Source organism: Peterkaempfera podocarpi (assembly GCF_042466665.1).
In the GTDB taxonomy this organism is placed as follows: domain Bacteria; phylum Actinomycetota; class Actinomycetes; order Streptomycetales; family Streptomycetaceae; genus Peterkaempfera; species Peterkaempfera podocarpi.
In genome coordinates, this window is record NZ_CP162102.1 from 7,909,369 (window position 1) to 7,924,890 (window position 15,522).

Sequence of the window (15,522 nt, forward strand, 5' to 3'; positions counted from 1 at the left end):
ATCACGTACCCGCACGCCGCCACCGGCATTCTGCCGCCACCTCGCAACCGTCATCGACCTCGGCGCGCGCCGCCCGGCCGAACGGGCGCCCACCGGCCTTGTCCGCGCAGAGGTCAAGCTGTGCGAGGACCGACGGGCACTCTCCACAGGTACGCCCGCGGCGCCTGACGCGCATCCGGCGGTGACGGCGACGGCGGCGGTGACGGTGACGGTGACGGTGACGGACGCAGCGTCAGCAGCTGTCCGCGGGTCCGGCCGAGCCCGGGGTGATCAGGCCGGTCTCGTACGCCACCACCACCGCCTGCGCCCGGTCGCGCAGCCGCAGCTTGGACAGGATGCGGGCGACATGCGTCTTCACCGTGGCCTCGCTGAGCCGGAAGCGTTCCGCGAGTTCCGCGTTGCTCAGGCCCCTGGCCAGCAGCTGGAGCACCTCGCGCTCGCGAGGGGTGAGGACGGCGAGGTCGCGCTGCACGGCCGAGGCCCGGCTGTCGCGGGGTGCGAACCGCTCGATCAGGCGGCGGGTGATCACGGGCGCGAGCAGCGCATCACCGGTGCGGACCAGGCGGACCGCAGCCACCAGGTGCTCGGGTGTGACGTCCTTGAGCAGGAATCCGCTGGCGCCCGCCGACAGCGCGGCGTACACATACTGATCGAGGTCGTAGGTGGTGAGGATGATGATCCGCGGCGGTTCGGGCGCGGCGGTGGCGAGGATACGGCGGGTGGCCTCCAGGCCGTCGGTACCCGGCATCCGGATGTCCATCAGCACCACGTCCGGGCGGGCGCGGCGGACCGCGGTGACGGCTTCCTCGCCGTCGGCGGCCTCACCGACCACCTCGATGCCGTCAGCGGCGAGGATCAGCCTGAAGCCGGTCCGGACCAGTGCCTGGTCGTCGGCGATCACCACCCGCGGCGACCCGGTCACGTCTCCTCCACGGGGATCACGGCGCTCACCCGGTAGCCGCCCGTGGGCCGCTTGCCGGCGTGCAGCGTACCGCCGTACACCGCGAGGCGTTCGCGCAGGCCGATCAGTCCGCGCCCGTTGCCGGTGCCGGCCGCCGGGGTGGCAGTGCCGCCGGTGTCGGACACCTCGACGCTCACCGTGCCGGGCGTGTGCGCGACGGTGTCCGCACCCGGGCACCGGCGGCGTGCTTCACCGCGTTGGTCAGTGCCTCCTGCACCACCCGGTACGCGGCCAGGTCCACCCCGGCCGGCAGCGGTACGGGGGTGCCGGTGACCGCCAACTCGACCGGCACACCGGTCTTCCGCACCCGCCCCGCCAGCGCCTCGAGCTGCCCCAGGCCCGGTTGCGGGGCCAGCTCCATCGCGTCCACCGGGTCGGAGCCGTCGGCGGCCATGGTCAGCAGGCCCATGGTGTGCCGCAGTTCGGCCATCGCCGCCCGGCCCCCGGCCTCGACCGCGAGCAGCGCCTCGCGGGCCTGTTCCGGGGACTTCTCCAGCATCATGCGGGCGGCGCCGGCCTGGATCGTCATCACGCTCACATTGTGGGTGATCACATCGTGCAACTCGCGGGCCATCCGGGAGCGCTCGCGGTCCACCGCCTGCCGTGTGGCGGCTTCCTGCTGCTCCTGCAGCCCGCGCATCCGCTGCTTCCAGCTGTGCATGGTGTTCGCCGCCAGGCCGATCGGGATCAGCATGAGCAGGGGGACGTAACCCGGTCTGACCCCGGGCACGTTGGAGCCGTGTGCGATGCCGATCAGCAGGGCTCCCGCGATGGCGCCCGCCATCGCCAGGTTCCGGTAGCGGCTGTACATCGCTGCGCTGTAGGCGGCGATGACGCAGGCGATGAATGAGGAGACGGTCGCGGCGTCCGAGCTGGGGGAGCGGTGGAAGAGCAGCCCCGCCGCGAGAACGGTCCCGTACGCGGCCAGCGGCCAGCGGCGGCGCACGGCCAGTGGCAGGCCCACCAGCAAGGCCAGCACCACTTGCGCGGACTGCGAGGCCGGTACCGCCCCCGGGTCCGGCGGTGCTTGGGGCATGGGGAACGCGGGCGCCGGCGGCAGCGGCAGGGGCGCCACGTCCATCGGCCCGGAGCCGTGGCCCGCCGCGGCCAGCATCCCCGCCGCGAGCAACAGGGCGAGGACCGCGTCGGCGGTCCACGCCCAGCGCGACAGGGGCGGCGGCGGCTCGGTCGCGCGCAGCAACCCCGCCGTACCGGCCTGCCAGCGACGCTTCATCCATTCCCGGTCCACCGGCCCAGTGTGGCAACGCGCGAGCGCGCGCACATCGGCCCCGCAGGGTGGACCCGTACATCCTCGGCGTACATCGCTGGGATGACGCGCGCGGGCGTGGTCCGGACACGGTAGCCGATCTGCTCACCGCGGCCGACGTGCCGGCGGCCCCGCCCGGCCTAGCGTGCGGGCCGCAGGCTTTCCCGATCCGTGGAGGACACCGTGCCCGCTCCTGTCATCGACATCCGCGCCGCGAGCAAGAGGTACGACGGCGGACCGCCGGCCCTGGCCGACCTGACACTGACCGTGGCGGCCGGTGAGGCGGTCGCCGTGCTCGGCCCCTCGGGCAGCGGGAAGTCCACGCTGCTCAACCTGGTCGCGGGACTGGACCGGCCGAGCAGCGGGACGGTCACCGTCGACGGGCTGCGCATCGACGAGCTGAGCGAGTCCGGGTCGGCGAAGTACCGGCGCGCGAAGATCGGCATGGTCTTCCAGTTCTTCAATCTGCTGGACGACCTGACCGTCGCCGACAATGTGCTGCTGCCCGCCCAACTGGTCGGGATGGACCGTGCCGAGGCCCGCGCCAGGGCTGCGGAGCTGTTGGAGTACCTGGGCGTCGACCGCCACGCCCGGGCCTACCCCGGCCGGCTGTCCGGCGGCGAGCGGCAGCGGGTCGCCGTTGCGCGGGCGCTGGTCAACCGCCCGGCGCTGCTGCTCGCCGACGAGCCGACGGGAGCGCTGGACACCGCGAGCGGTGAGGACGTCCGGGAACTGCTGACCGGCCTCAACCGTGACGGCCAGACCATCCTGCTGGTCACCCACGACCTGGCCCTCGCCGAGTCCTGCGCGAGCCGCACCATCGAGCTGGTCGACGGACACATCGTCAGGGACTCTCAGGCGGTGGCACGATGAGCGCACTGGGCCGGGTGGTCCGGGGCGGTATCGCCCGGCGACGGCTGCAGACCGTGGTGTTGCTGCTCACGGTGACCGTCGCGGTCGCCGCCGCGGTGCTGGCGACCGGACTGGCCGTGGCGTCCCAGGCTCCCTTCGACCATGCCTTCTCCCGACAGCACGGGGCACAGCTGACCGTGCAGTTCGACGGCTCGAAGGTGACGGCCGGGCAGCTCTCCGCCACCGGGCGCACTCCCGGAGTGACCGCCGCAGCCGGGCCGTTCCCGGTGACAACGGTGCGGATGACCGCGGGTGCGGACATGGCCGGCCTGCCCGACGACGCGGTGCCGCCGCTGACCCTGGCCGGCCGTGACCGGCCCGCCGGCGCGGTGGACGCGATCGGTGTCGTCCAGGGCCACTGGGTCACCGGTCCCGGCCAGGTGGTGCTGGACACCGCCGCCGAGTACCCGCCGGGCGTCGGCCTCGGCAGTCGCGTGCAGGTCCGCGGCCTGCCGGGCAGCCCGGTGCTGACCGTGGTCGGCTGGGCCAGGTCGGTCGGCGGGAGTGCCGACGGCTGGGTCACGCCCGGCCAGCTCGCGGCGCTCACACCGCCGGGGACTCCGGCCGGGTACGAGATGCTGTACCGCTTCCGGCAGGCGGCCACCAGCAGCCAGGTCGCTGCCGACCGGGCCGGGATCGCGGCGGCGGTGCCGTCCGGCGCGCTGACCGGGGCGCGCTCGTACCTGAGCGTGAAGGAGGAGGCCGACGGCAACACTGGGGCGTTCATCCCCTTCGTGGTCGCCTTCGCCGTCCTGGGCCTGGTCATGTCGGTGCTGATCATCTCGATCGTGGTGGGCGGTGCGGTCAGCGCTGCGACCCGGCGTATCGGCGTCCTCAAGTCCCTGGGCTTCACCCCGGCGCAGGTGGTGCTGGCCTACACGGAGCAGGCGCTGATCCCGTCGACGGTCGGCACCGTGCTCGGCGTGGGCCTCGGCAATCTGCTGTCGGTCCCGATGATGGGCGAGGTCGCCGGCACCTATGGCACGGGCAGGCTGGTGATCCCGGTCTGGGTCGACGTCGCGGTTCCGGCGGTCGCGCTGGCGCTGGTCGCGGCCGCCTCGTTCGGCCCCGCGCTCCGGGCCGGGCGGCTGCGTACCGCCGAGGTGCTCAGCGTCGGCCGGGCCGCCGAAACCAGGCATGGACGCCGCATGGCGGGGTTGCTCGGCCGACTGCCGCTGCCGCGCCCGGTGAGCCTCGGCCTCGCCGGTCCGTTCGCCCGCCCCGCACGGACCGCCACGGTTGCCGCCGCAGTGGTCTTCGGGGCGGTAGCGGTCACCTTCGGCGTGGGGCTCGGCTCCTCGCTGGTGGGCATCCAGCACGACCGCAGCCGGGACACGGCCGGGGACGTCATGGTCTCGACCGGGATGCACATCGGCCCCGGGGTCGTCCGGGTGCATGCCGGCGCCGACGGCGGGGTGGCACCGCAGGCCGATCCGGCCAAGGTCGCTGCGGCGCTGCGGGCGCAGCCGGGTACCGGGGCGTTCTACGGCACGACCGGCCGGGGGATGTCCGTCGCGGGCATCAGCGCTGCCGTTCAGGTGATCGGGTACCAGGGCGACTCCTCCTGGGGCGCCTTCCGGATGACCCAGGGCCGGTGGTTCAGCGGTCCCGGCGAGGCGGTGGTCCCCACCCGGTTCCTGGAGGCCGCCGGGGCACGGGTCGGCGACACCGTCACCCTCGCCTACCAGGGGCGCAGCATCCGGGTACGGATCACCGGCGAGGCCTTCGACCTGCATGACGGCGGGATGGACGTGCTGACGGACATCTCCACGCTCACCCGACTGTCGCCAGGGATGCAGCCGGACACGTTCAACGTCGAGCTCAGGCCCGGTACCGACCGGGGGCGCTATCTCAGCGCGCTGAACGCCGCCCTGCATCCGCTGGGCGCCGACGCGAGGCCCGGCGGTTCGGGCCCCGGCTCCAGCGTGATCCTCGTCATGGAGGCGCTGATCGGCACGCTCACGCTGATGCTGGTGGTGGTCGCAGGCCTGGGCGTGCTCAACACGGTCGTGCTCGACACCCGTGAACGCATCCATGACCTGGGGGTGTTCAAGGCACTGGGCATGACGCCGCGGCAGACCATGGGCATGGTGCTGACGTCGGCCGCGGGCATCGGCCTGGTCGCCGGGATCGCCGGAGTCCCGCTCGGCGTCGCACTCCACCACTGGATCACGCCGCAGATGGGCAACGCCGTGGGTGCGCGCATCCCCGGCGCCGACATCGCGGTCTACCACGCCCCGCAGCTGGCCCTGCTCGCCCTGGGCGGGCTGGTCATCGCGGCGGGTGGGGCGATGCTGCCGGCCGGCTGGGCGGCGGGGGCCCGCACCGCCACGGCGTTGCGGACCGAGTGACGGCTCGGCCTGGCGGCCGTGCCCGCGGTGCGGGCGTGGCCGCCAGGCAGGTACCGCGGGCGGCGGCCCATTCCGGAAGCCTGAGCGAAACCCCTTGCTCAATGGTCAAGAATCGTTGACCATTGAGCGCATGCCGACCGATGATCCTCCCGAGACGTTCCACGTCACCACTGACGAGCAGCTGCGCGCCGTTTCCAATCTCACGCGTCACCGGATCATGGCCGTGCTCCGCTTCGAGCCCGCGACGATTACGCAGATCGCCGAGCGAGTGGGCCTTGCGAAGGGGAGTTCCAGCTACCACGTACGACTGCTCGAACGAGCCGGCCTGGTGAAGGTGGTACGAACGCGGAAGGTCCGGGGCGTCACCGAGCGGTACTACGCAATGGCCGCGCGGTCGATCGTGCTGCCGGATCCGGGCTCGGGAGGCCCGGATGTGCTGATGCGGCATGCGGTGGCCGACCTGGAGGCAGCGCCGGTCGACGGCGAGCGGCACGTACGGATGGCGCATCTGCGGCTCACCGGGGAGCAGTTCGCGGAGCTGGGGGCGCGGCTGGAGGCGCTGGCGGACGAGTACCGGGAGCTGTCCGATCCGTCGCTGCCGGACGCGTCACTCGTCTTCGCACTGTTCCACCCGGCACCGCGCGAGCAGGCCGAAGGGGAGGCCAAGTGACCTCGGACGTATCGAAGCTGCCGACCGGGTTCGGGCGGCTGTGGACCGCGCAGACGGTGTCCTCGCTCGGTGACGGGGTGACACATGCCGCGTTGCCGCTGCTCGCGTTGACCTTGACGCGGGATCCGATGGCGCTCGCCGTCGTCACAGCCGCCGGAACGCTGCCGTGGCTGCTCTTCGGGGTGCTCGGCGGTGCGCTGGTGGACCGCTGGGACCGCCGGCGCACGATGTGGGTCACGGACGCGGCGCGTGCAGTGCTGCTCGCGATACCGGCGGCAGCGGCCGCGCTCGACGGCTTGAGCATTCCACTGCTCGCGGCCGTCGCCTTCCTCCTCGGCCTCGGCGGACTCTTCTTCGACACGGCCGCCACGGCCTATCTACCGGATCTGCTCGGCCGCGACCCCGCGCTCCTGGAGCGAGCCAACTCCCGCCTGCGCGGCACCCAGACCGCCGCGTCAGGCTTCGCCGGGCCGCCCGCGGGCAGTGCCCTGCTCGCGCTCGGGCGGGCGGTTCCGCTGCTCGCCGACGCGGTCTCGTTCGCGCTCTCCGCACTGCTCGTACACGCGCTGCCTGCCGCGCCCCGGCCCGTACCGCAGGCCCGTGAGTCGCTGCTGCGGCAGGCGCGGGCCGGCGCCTCGTACGTATTCCGGGATCAGTTGCTGCTCGGGCTCGCACTGCGTCCGGCGGTCGGGAACATCGCCTTCCTCGCCGTGGAGACCGTACTCGCCCTCTTCGCGCACGATCGACTCGGCATCGACACCTTCGGCTTCGGCCTGCTCCTCACGGCGGAGGCCACCGGCGGTCTGCTCGGCGCGGGCATCGCCTCCTCCCTCGGCCGACGACTCGGTACCGGAACCGCGCTGACCTGCACGGCCGCAGTCGAGGGACTCGCCATCCTGGGCCTCGCCGCCGCCCCGAACCCGTACGTCGCCGGCCTCGCGCTCGCCGTCTGCGGAGCGGCATGGGTGCCACGATGGTGCTCGGCCCCTCCCTCCGACAGACGATCGTCCCCGCCCACCTGATGGGCCGGGTCGCCTCCACCTCCCGCATGCTCGCGATGTGCGCCGCCCCGTTCGGCGCCTTCCTCGGCGGCTGGCTGGCCACCACCTACGACGTACGCACCCCGCTCTACACCGCCGCCGGCCTCCTCCTCACCATGACCGCCGTCACGTCGACCATGACCACCAACCGCCGGATTGAGGCGGCGCTCCGTGCCGCCGCCCCGGCCGTTGATCCAGATCACCCGGAATCCCGGGCTCCCGTTCAGGAGGGTGCCATGGAGGACTCCGCGAGGTCGTTGAGCCAGTCCTGAGCCCAGCTCGGCGTTCCTCGCCTCGGCCCCGGAGCGCCGGGTGCCCACCACCGTGCCCAGGCGGTGCGCGTCCGTACGACGCAGGGCGATCAGATCACGGTTGTCATCGGCGAGGAGGAAGAACCGCTCCAGCTCCGGGCGCGTCGGCACCTCGGTGAACGTTCCGTACGCCTCGGCCTTTATCAGTCAGAACTCCACCGGCACGAGCCGGACCGTAGGCAGGGCTGCCCGGCGATCCTTCCGCCGACCTCAGCGAAACGATCAGTGAGAAGGGGACGGCCACCGCGTGATCACCGGGGGTTGTGCGGACTCCTGAAGATCGTGCGGTGGCGCGGGCCGCGGCGTACAACCTGCCCGTCGGCGAGAGATGTTCGACCAGGCCATGGCCCGGATTGCGGGGCGGTGCGGCCGGGTTGAGCCCCGGGCGGGTGCCCGTGCCTGTCTGCATAGGCTGGCTGTCTCATCCGACGCACCGCGACGAGGATCAGCCCATGAGCAGCAGCACCAGGATCCGCCTGATCGAGCCCGCCGACGCCGCCCCGATCGCCGCGCATCGGGCGCGAGACGTCGAGGCTTTCCGGCGGTGGGAACCGGCCCAGCCGGCCGGCTTCTTCACCCCGGAGGGCCAGGCGGAGCGGATCGACAGATTGCTGGCCCGATACCGGGCCGGCGCGGTCTGGCCGGGCGTGGTGCTCGCCGACGACCAGGTGATCGGGCAGGTCACCATCGGAGGCATCCTGCCGCAGCCGCACCTGCGCCGCGGCACCATCGGATACTGGATCGCCGGCGTCGCCCAGAATCAAGGGCACGCCGGGCACGCCGTCGGGCTTGCGCTCCGGGTGATGACGGACGAACTCGGGCTGCACCGAGCCGAGGCGTCCACCAATCTGGAGAATCTGCCGTCGCAGCGGGTGCTGCGACGCAACGGGTTCAGCGCTTACGGCGTCGCGCACTCCTCGATCCTTCTCGACGGGAGCTGGCGGGACGGGCTGCTGTGGGAGCGGATCCTCGGCGACTGACCAGAAGGCCACACCGGCACGGTGACTGCGGTGACCGCGGTGACGGTGAAGGCGACCGTGGAGATCGGGGGCCGCTCGCCCAGGCCGAGACCCGCGTCGCGGCCCCGGAGCGCCGCGTCCGGACGGCGTCCGCCACCGCCGCAGCGGTGGGTGCGGTGGCCGGGTCCTTCATCCAGCTCGCCGGAGAGTGAACGACCGCTCCCCGCCCTCGTCGTGAGGGCGGGAGCGGCCTGGTTCGGCGGCGAGCCGGTCCAGGACGGCCACGACTACCACCGCAGGACCGACCACCGTCCGCGCCGACTCAGCTGGAGGCGGCGGCCTTGAGGTTGTCGACCTGCTGGGCCATCAGCGCAGCCGGGATGTCGGCGGCCCCGGTGCCGTGCACCCTGAGTCCGGCGAAGAGGACCAGGGACGAGCCGACGCGGATCTCGGTCATCCGGATGACCATGGCCTTGCCGCCGCTGGTACCGGTCAACTCGAAGGCGACCGCAGCGTCGCCGAGGGACGGAGCCGGCAGGGCGCGGGTCGTCACGGCAGTCACGGTTCCGTCGGATTTGGTCGTGCTCCGGTAGGAGGTGCAGGACTTGAGAGCCGTCCGCAGGTCGGCCAGAGCCTTCTCGGCGTCGCCCGCCCGGTAGGCGGCGATGCGGCCGAACACCAGGTCGGCTGCCCGGGCGGACTGCAGATAGTTGTTGTCGGCCGTCGCCGTCGGCCTGATGGCGCCGTCGTCGGCGCCCATGTCCGCGATCGGCTGGCAGGAGGCGGGCTTGGCGGTGTCCGACGCGCTCGCGAAGAACGCCTCGTCCGAGCTGGCGGCGGACACGCTGAAACCGGCCGGGATGTCCGCCGCGGACAGCGCCGCACCCTCCAGCTGGGCCGCGGTCAGCGGCGCCGCGGGCTGGGCGGCGGCAGTCGACGCGGGGGCCGACACCGTGGCCGAGGCGGTGGCGGAGGCGCTGACGGGGGCCGAGGCCGGGGTGCCGTCGGCGTGGCTGCCGCCGCTGGTACAGCCGGCCGCACCGAGCGCGACGCCGGAGGCGAGCGCGGCGATGCGGAGTATCGGGCGGGCAGTGCGGGTCATGGGTGGCCTTCCTTGGCGCGACGCCGGTCGGGGCCGCTCACTGTAGGGCCAGGGGCAGGACGCTCGTACCGCCAGGTCCCCGTGCCGGAGACACCCGCCGTCTGCAGGGCTGTCGGCATGGGAGGCCGTGGTGGGTTCGGTCACTGCCGATCTCCGCGGGCGAGGCGACGAAGAAAGCCCACCCGGGCTGCTCAGGGTGCTGTTCCCTCGGCGAACCGGAGCCCGAGCAGGGGCGGTTGCTGTTCCTCGCCGACGGCCCCGCCGGTAAGGCCGGCAGGCCCTGGATCTCAGTGGCCGGGGCCGGACGTCCTTCGGGGATTGACTCCCACCTGCGTCGTGCGTGGCTCGGATCCGCGTGCTCTTCAGGGACTGTGCCGGTCGGGTCCACGCTTCCGATGGTGAACGGTCTTGCACCTCCAGCGGCTGGAGGTCGCAGACTCTGAGCCATGGACGGCATGCAAGCAGCTGGCCCGCTGCTGACCATCGGTGACCTCGCCCGCCGGACCGGACTTCCGGTGCGGACCATCCGGTACTGGTCGGAGACCGGGGTGGTACCCGAGGCCACGCGCAGCGCGGGCGGACACCGCCTCTATGACCCGGCCGCACTGGCCCGGCTGGAGCTGGTGGCCACCCTTCGCGAGCTCGGTCTCAGCCATGCCGAGGTCCGGAGCGTACTGAACCGCGAGAGCACGGTGGCCGAGGTGGCCGCGATCCATGTCGCGGCGCTTGATGCCCAGATCGCCACGCTACGGCTGCGCCGCGCGGTGCTGTCCGCCATCGCCGCAGGAGATCGAGAGGAGCCGGGACACATGGATCGTCTGAACCGTATGGCACGGTTGTCGGCACAGGAGCGGCAGCAGATCATCGACGACTTCGCAGCCCACATCTGCGAGGGCCTGGATGCCGAGCCCCAGCTGCGGGACCGGTTGCGTGGCGGCGGCCACCGGCTGCCGGACGCCCCGACCCAGGACCAGCTGGACGCCTGGCTGGAACTGACCGAGATGATGCAGGATCCGGAATTCCAGCAGGTGGCGCGCCGAGCCATGGAGCAGAGCACCGGCGGTCAGCCGGAGACCGGCCGCGCGGGGCAGAACTCGGAGCGGAACAGGCATCGCCTGTTCGCCCAGAACCTCGACCGCACCATCGGCGCGGCGATGCGCGAGGGCGTCGCGCCCGACTCACCTCGAGCAGTCCAGGTCGTCGATCGCCTGCTCGGCAATCCCGGCCCTGGGCGTCGAAAGGCCGTCCGTGACCGCCTCAGGGCCCACCTGGACGCCGGCATCGACGAGCGCCTGGAGCGTTACCGTCGACTGCTGGCAATCATGCAGGGCCAGCAGCCGCCGTCACCTCGCGCCGCTCTGTATGCCTGGCTGGCCGACGCACTCGACGCAGAAGGCGACCCCCAACCCCTCGGGCAACACTGACCGGCGTCCACTCGCACCGCTTGATTGGCCTTCTGGCTTGCCCGTTGCCGTCGCCTGCACGATCGCACCGACCGCTCCACAGAGGCGCCGGCTGAAGAAGACCGCCCGCTGACACGGAACTCCCCACCAGGCCCGTATGCGTGCTCAGTTCTGCTCTCTGCGGCACGCGGCCATTCCCGCACGCGGCCGCCCGGGAGACCGGCCTTCATCCGGACACGAGCGGACCTGGCGAGGCCGGTTCGCCGAGCACGGCCTTGCCGGCCTGACGGATCGCAAGCGCACCGGCCGCCCACCCACGTTCAACGCGCTGCAGATCGCCCGGGCCAAGACGGTCGCCCGGTCACCCACCCGCCGAGACCGACACCCCGCCGTCCTACTCGCCGCGCCCGGAACTGCCGCCGAACCGGGTGCCCGCAGCATCCCAGGCCCCGTCTCGGCCGCCACCGTGCGCCGCCGGCTCACCGAGGACGCGCTCCGGCAACCCGTCCGATCTGCGGTGGGTCGCTCTGTCCATCCCCGAGCTGCGGCTGAGCTGCGAGCAGCCGGCCCTGAAGGGAGGGCTGCCCGAGTGGACGTGCGGTCTGCGGCGCGTCAGCGGGCGACGAGGTCCCGCAGATCGGCGAAGATGCGCTCGTGGGCGGCCGCGGCGGCGGGGTCGGTGAGGTCCATGCCCTGGATGAAGCCGTGTTCGAGGCCGGGTTCGCAGCGATGGCGGACCGTCACACCGGCCTGGGCGAGGCGGCGGGCATAGGCGTCGCCCTCGTCGCGCAGCGGGTCGTGCTCGGCGGTGACCACCAGGGCCGTCGGCAGGCCCGCCAGGTCGTCGGCGTGCAGAGGTGAGGCGGCGGAGCGGTGGGCGGGGTCCGGGACGAACGCCTCGACGAACACGGCGAGCGCATCGGCGTCCAGGCCGTGGCCGGTGCCTTTCTCCGCGATGGACGGCCGGGTGAGCGTCAGGTCGGTGTTGGGGCAGATCAGGGCTTGGACGGCGGGTAGCCGGCTGCCCTCGTCGCGGAGCGCGAGGCAGGCCGCGGCGGCGAGGAGGCCGCCCGCGCTGTCGCCCGCAACGGCGGCGGGCCGGGCCCAGCGCAGGACGGCGGTTGCGTCCGCGACCGCGGCCGGGTGGGGGTGTTCGGGGGCGAGGCGGTAGTCGACGGCGAGGACATCCAGGTCGCAGGCGAGAGCGATGCGGCGGCAGGTGCGGTCATGGGTGTCGAGGTCGCAGAAGACGAACCCGCCGCCGTGCAGGAACACGAGCAGCGGGCGGAGGCCGTCGGCGGGCCGGTAGCGGCGCAGCCGCAGGCCGCCGGGACCGGAGAGGTCCTCCACGGAGGCGAGTTCGGGGCCGCGGGGGCGCGTCGCGCGGCGCTCGCGGGCGGCGGCGCGGAGTTGGGTGACGAGGTCGGCGGGCGTCGGCATGGCCCCATCCTGGCCGATGCCGATGCCGATGCCGATGCCGATGCCGGACCGGCTCCGGGAGCCCTGGCTGGCTGTGACCGGATTGGTTCGCCGAGTCGGCGATTGGATCGGTGGGAAGGGCAGTTGAGCGGTAGACGCCTGTGCGAGGATCCGGGTGTGATCTGCCCTACCGGCGCAGCATGCCCTCCGAGGTGACTCGGACCGCTGACGCCAGTCCGAGTCTCCATCTGCGCCGTACGACACAGACGAAGACGGAGACCAGGGGACAAGCTGCACCGCCGCACCCGAGTACGCCTCGGTCGGCGGCTTTGCCGGTCGACGAGCGCAAGCCTGGCCGTCTCGGCTTCAACCCCACCACAATGCAGCGCGGTAGGCACCCTGGACGTGGCTTTCACGGGTCAGCGGCCCATCGGTCAGCGCGACCCTGCTGTGCTGTGCTTCTCGTGGTGTGCGGCATGGCTGTCGCTGCGGCGGCGGTGAACAGCGGGCGACTACACGGGGAACGACGGCCGGGTGAAGGGGGAATGGGCCTTGCCCGCGGGAGTCGGACTGCTGACGGGTTCGGGCAGCGCCCGTCCCACGTGCGACCTGGCCGGGCGGCGGTGCTGGTGGAGTGATCACCAGTACCGCCGCCCGGCACAGATGTGCACCTCGGGACCTGACCGCAGCGGGGGTTACCAGGCGGTGCCGGCGGGCTCCTCGATGGTGGTGTTGATGCGGTTGAAGAAGTTGGTGAGGCCGATCATCAGGATGATGGCGGAGAGCTGCTGCTCGTTGAAGTGGTCTGCGGCGTTGTTCCAGACGTCGTCGGGGACGGCTTTGCCGGAGCGGTCGGCTATGCGGGTGGCGGCTTCGGTCAGGGCCAGGGCGGCGCGTTCCTCGTCGGTGAAGAACGGTGCCTCGTGCCAGGCGGCCACGGCGTGGAGGCGTTCGTCGGTCTCGCCGTGCTTCTTGGCGCCGGCGACGCCGGCGAAGACGCAGGCGCTGCAGCCGTTGATCTGGCTGGCCCGCAGGTGGACCAGCTCCAGGATCTGCGGGGAGACACCGCCCTGGTACATGGCCTTGTAGATGTTCTGGATGCCCTTCATGGCGTCGGGCAGGACCAGGGCGGGGTTCTTCATCCGGGGAGTGGTGGGCGCGGCGTTCATCTGCTGCTCCTCTGGGGATCCGTTAGCGTCTGTCACTGGACCGACGGATCCGGGCGCGGGGGTGTGACAGGTGAGCGAGAACTTTTTTCTGGCCGACCGTTTTGAGGAGGAGCGGTCCGGGCTGCGCGCGGTGGCCTACCGGCTGCTGGGGTCGCTGGCGGAGGCGGAGGACGCCGTCCAGGAAACGTGGATCAAGCTCAACCGCACCGATGTGAGCGACGTGAAGAACCTGGGGGCCTGGCTCACCACGGTCGTGGGCCGGGTGTGCCTGGACATGCTGCGTTCGCGTACCTCGCGGCGTGAGGACCCACTGCCCGAGCAGGACGGGTCGGTCCGGCTGCCGGACCCGGTGGTCACCGCGCTGGCCGGCGTCGACCCCGTACAGGAGATCCTGGTCGCGGACTCGGTGGGCATAGCGCTCATGATCGTGCTGGAGACCCTCTCCCCGGCCGAGAGACTCGCCTTCGTCCTGCACGACATGTTCGACGTGCCCTTCGACGACATCGCGCCCATGCTCGGCCGGACCACGGTCTCCACCCGGCAGCTCGCCAGTCGCGCCCGGCGCAGGGTTCAGGGCGCCGCCCCGGTGGCCGACTCGGACGTCACCCGTAAGCGCAACGTCGTCAACGCCTTCCTGACCGCGTCGCGCGGTGGCGACTTCGAGGCGCTCCTGGCCGTCCTCGACCCCGACGTGGTCGCGCGCTCCGACGGCGGCACCCTGGTCCCGAGCATCCTGCGGCGCGGCGCGTCCGACGTGGCGTCCCAGGCCATCACCTTCGCCCGCTTCGCGGCGGACGCGCGTCCGGTGCTGGTCAACGGCTCGCCCGGCGTGGTCTCGTTCACCGAGGGCCGCCCGCTGTCGGTCATGTCGTTCACCATTCGGGACGGCCGTATCACCGGCCTCGACATCCTCACCGACCCTGACCGCCTGTCCGCGTTGGGGCTCACCGCCTGACGGCACCGACCGGTCGCTGACGGGTGCGCGTACCTGCACCGTTGTCTGCCCCTCCCGCTCCTCGTTGATCGCCGTGCCGGTCACTGCGATCAACGAGGGCGGAGAGCGATGACGCCGCCTACGAGGAGGGGGCGCCACATCCTCACGCTCAGGCGTCACATGGCTCTGCCGTCAGAATTGCCGGTACATCAGGTGCAGACCTACGCGGCCGAGCGTCGGGTGCTCGAACGCGCCCGGCACGGTGCCGATCACGACAAAACCGAGGCGGCGGTAGAGAGCCACCGCAGCCCGGTTGGTCTCCACAACCGCGTTGAACTGCATGCCGGCATAACCGTGGTCCCGTGCCCAGCGGAGCGCGTACTCGCACAGTGCTGCTCCCACCCCACGACCGCGGGCGTCCGCGGCGACCATGAAGCTCGCCGTTGACACATGCGAACCGGGGCCAGGCCGGTTGGTCCCCATCTTGGCGGTACCGACGACGCGGTCACCTTCCACGGCGACCACCGTCAGCCCCGGCGGCTGTTCCACCCAGATGCTCTGAGCCTGCTCTTCGCTCATGGCCGGGTCGTACGGGAACGTCTCCTGCCGCCTCACCACTTCGCCGATGATCGGCCAGACCTGCGGCCAGTCGGACCCGGCGAACGCTCTGATCTCCACAGCGTGCGCATCAGCCATCGATTACCTCCGCAACGTTCGGTTGTGTACTCATAGGCTGCCGAGGGCAGTCCCGGCCAGGCGAGTGCACTCGCAGGGAAGGCCCTCGGCCGGCCGGCTGTCACCTGGGCGCGGTAGGCATGCTACGGATTCGCGACCTGGGCCGTTGCCTCGCTCCCCGGCAGGACACCGGCACCGTGCGGGCAGTGGACAGCCGGCTGTACGGCCGGGGCGCGATCCACCGCGCTCTGGAGCGTTGAGCTGGGCGATCGTCACCACAGGCCCGGCGCATCCGGTCAGACGAAATACCGGGCCTGCGGGCGGAGCAGCTCGGCGGGGGGTCCCTCGG

The 15,522-nt window shown here is 72.2% G+C and carries 13 protein-coding genes and 2 pseudogenes; 8 read left to right on the top strand and 7 right to left on the bottom strand.

Going from position 1 to position 15,522, the window contains the following annotated elements:
- Positions 1-232 precede the first annotated feature (232 nt).
- From AB0761_RS34475 to AB0761_RS34485, 3 genes are read right to left on the bottom strand one after another with little or no spacing between them, the layout of a single operon-like run.
- Positions 233-922, bottom strand: a complete 690-nt coding sequence (locus AB0761_RS34475; protein ID WP_377273190.1) for a response regulator — start codon at positions 920-922, stop codon at positions 233-235.
- Entirely contained in the window at positions 919-1,098 is a 180-nt protein-coding gene (locus AB0761_RS34480) for a hypothetical protein (RefSeq protein WP_377273191.1), read from the bottom strand. The genes AB0761_RS34475 and AB0761_RS34480 overlap by 4 nt, the downstream gene beginning before the upstream one ends.
- Positions 1,095-2,210 (bottom strand): sensor histidine kinase, encoded by a 1,116-nt coding sequence (locus AB0761_RS34485; protein ID WP_377273192.1) that lies wholly within the window; start codon positions 2,208-2,210, stop codon positions 1,095-1,097. Before AB0761_RS34485 ends, AB0761_RS34480 begins: the two co-directional genes overlap by 4 nt.
- 201 nt (positions 2,211-2,411) lie before the next feature.
- Between AB0761_RS34485 and AB0761_RS34490 the strand changes: the two genes are divergently transcribed.
- The 5 genes and pseudogenes from AB0761_RS34490 to AB0761_RS34510 all read left to right on the top strand — a co-directional run bounded on the left by AB0761_RS34490 (position 2,412) and on the right by AB0761_RS34510 (position 8,492).
- Positions 2,412-3,101, top strand: a complete 690-nt coding sequence (locus AB0761_RS34490; RefSeq protein ID WP_377273193.1) for an ABC transporter ATP-binding protein — start codon at positions 2,412-2,414, stop codon at positions 3,099-3,101.
- Positions 3,098-5,491 carry an FtsX-like permease family protein gene (locus tag AB0761_RS34495; RefSeq protein WP_377273194.1) on the top strand — a complete coding sequence of 798 codons (2,394 nt, stop codon included), beginning with the start codon at positions 3,098-3,100 and terminating at the stop codon, positions 5,489-5,491. The genes AB0761_RS34490 and AB0761_RS34495 overlap by 4 nt, the downstream gene beginning before the upstream one ends.
- 130 nt (positions 5,492-5,621) lie before the next feature.
- The gene (locus AB0761_RS34500) at positions 5,622-6,161 is read left to right on the top strand and encodes an ArsR/SmtB family transcription factor (RefSeq protein WP_377273195.1); all 540 of its coding nucleotides are present in this window, start codon (positions 5,622-5,624) and stop codon (positions 6,159-6,161) included.
- A pseudogene (locus AB0761_RS34505) lies at positions 6,158-7,473 on the top strand (MFS transporter). The gene AB0761_RS34500 and the pseudogene AB0761_RS34505 overlap by 4 nt, the downstream one beginning before the upstream one ends.
- 491 nt (positions 7,474-7,964) lie before the next feature.
- Entirely contained in the window at positions 7,965-8,492 is a 528-nt protein-coding gene (locus tag AB0761_RS34510; RefSeq protein ID WP_377273196.1) for a GNAT family N-acetyltransferase, read from the top strand.
- Positions 8,493-8,793: 301 nt separating this feature from the next.
- Here the strand turns inward: AB0761_RS34510 and AB0761_RS34515 are convergent, their stop codons facing one another.
- The gene (locus AB0761_RS34515) at positions 8,794-9,573 is read right to left on the bottom strand and encodes a hypothetical protein (protein ID WP_377273197.1); all 780 of its coding nucleotides are present in this window, start codon (positions 9,571-9,573) and stop codon (positions 8,794-8,796) included.
- 455 nt (positions 9,574-10,028) lie between these two features.
- Here AB0761_RS34515 and AB0761_RS34520 point away from each other — a divergent pair, with 455 nt between their 5' ends.
- Together AB0761_RS34520 and AB0761_RS34525 are read left to right on the top strand one after the other, a co-directional pair.
- Positions 10,029-10,997, top strand: a complete 969-nt coding sequence (locus AB0761_RS34520) for a MerR family transcriptional regulator (RefSeq protein WP_377274477.1) — start codon at positions 10,029-10,031, stop codon at positions 10,995-10,997.
- A gap of 136 nt (positions 10,998-11,133) precedes the next feature.
- Positions 11,134-11,445: pseudogene (locus tag AB0761_RS34525) on the top strand (helix-turn-helix domain-containing protein); the annotation flags it as partial.
- 143 nt (positions 11,446-11,588) lie between these two features.
- Here the strand turns inward: AB0761_RS34525 and AB0761_RS34530 are convergent.
- Positions 11,589-12,416, bottom strand: a complete 828-nt coding sequence (locus tag AB0761_RS34530; RefSeq protein WP_377273198.1) for an alpha/beta hydrolase — start codon at positions 12,414-12,416, stop codon at positions 11,589-11,591.
- A 674-nt stretch (positions 12,417-13,090) separates the two neighbouring features.
- Positions 13,091-13,564 carry a carboxymuconolactone decarboxylase family protein gene (locus AB0761_RS34535; protein WP_377273200.1) on the bottom strand — a complete coding sequence of 158 codons (474 nt, stop codon included), beginning with the start codon at positions 13,562-13,564 and terminating at the stop codon, positions 13,091-13,093.
- Between the two features lie 70 nt (positions 13,565-13,634).
- On the opposite strand from AB0761_RS34535, the gene AB0761_RS34540 reads away from it, so the two are divergent.
- On the top strand, positions 13,635-14,519 hold the full coding sequence (locus AB0761_RS34540; protein ID WP_377273201.1) for a sigma-70 family RNA polymerase sigma factor: 885 nt from the start codon (positions 13,635-13,637) through the stop codon (positions 14,517-14,519).
- A gap of 171 nt (positions 14,520-14,690) precedes the next feature.
- Here the strand turns inward: AB0761_RS34540 and AB0761_RS34545 are convergent, their stop codons facing one another.
- A complete protein-coding gene (locus tag AB0761_RS34545) occupies positions 14,691-15,194 on the bottom strand; it encodes a GNAT family N-acetyltransferase (RefSeq protein ID WP_377273202.1) in 504 nt (167 codons plus the stop codon).
- Positions 15,195-15,522: the final 328 nt, after the last annotated feature.

Excerpts from the sequence above, each read along its gene's own strand:
- AB0761_RS34530 (WP_377273198.1), bottom strand. The coding sequence starts at position 12,416 with ATGCCGACGCCCGCCGACCTCGTCACCCAACTCCGCGCCGCCGCCCGC.
- AB0761_RS34495 (WP_377273194.1), top strand. The coding sequence starts at position 3,098 with ATGAGCGCACTGGGCCGGGTGGTCCGGGGCGGTATCGCCCGGCGACGG.
- AB0761_RS34500 (WP_377273195.1), top strand. The coding sequence starts at position 5,622 with ATGCCGACCGATGATCCTCCCGAGACGTTCCACGTCACCACTGACGAG.
- AB0761_RS34520 (WP_377274477.1), top strand. The coding sequence starts at position 10,029 with ATGCAAGCAGCTGGCCCGCTGCTGACCATCGGTGACCTCGCCCGCCGG.
- AB0761_RS34545 (WP_377273202.1), bottom strand. The coding sequence starts at position 15,194 with ATGGCTGATGCGCACGCTGTGGAGATCAGAGCGTTCGCCGGGTCCGAC.
- AB0761_RS34535 (WP_377273200.1), bottom strand. The coding sequence starts at position 13,564 with ATGAACGCCGCGCCCACCACTCCCCGGATGAAGAACCCCGCCCTGGTC.
- AB0761_RS34515 (WP_377273197.1), bottom strand. The coding sequence starts at position 9,573 with ATGACCCGCACTGCCCGCCCGATACTCCGCATCGCCGCGCTCGCCTCC.
- AB0761_RS34510 (WP_377273196.1), top strand. The coding sequence starts at position 7,965 with ATGAGCAGCAGCACCAGGATCCGCCTGATCGAGCCCGCCGACGCCGCC.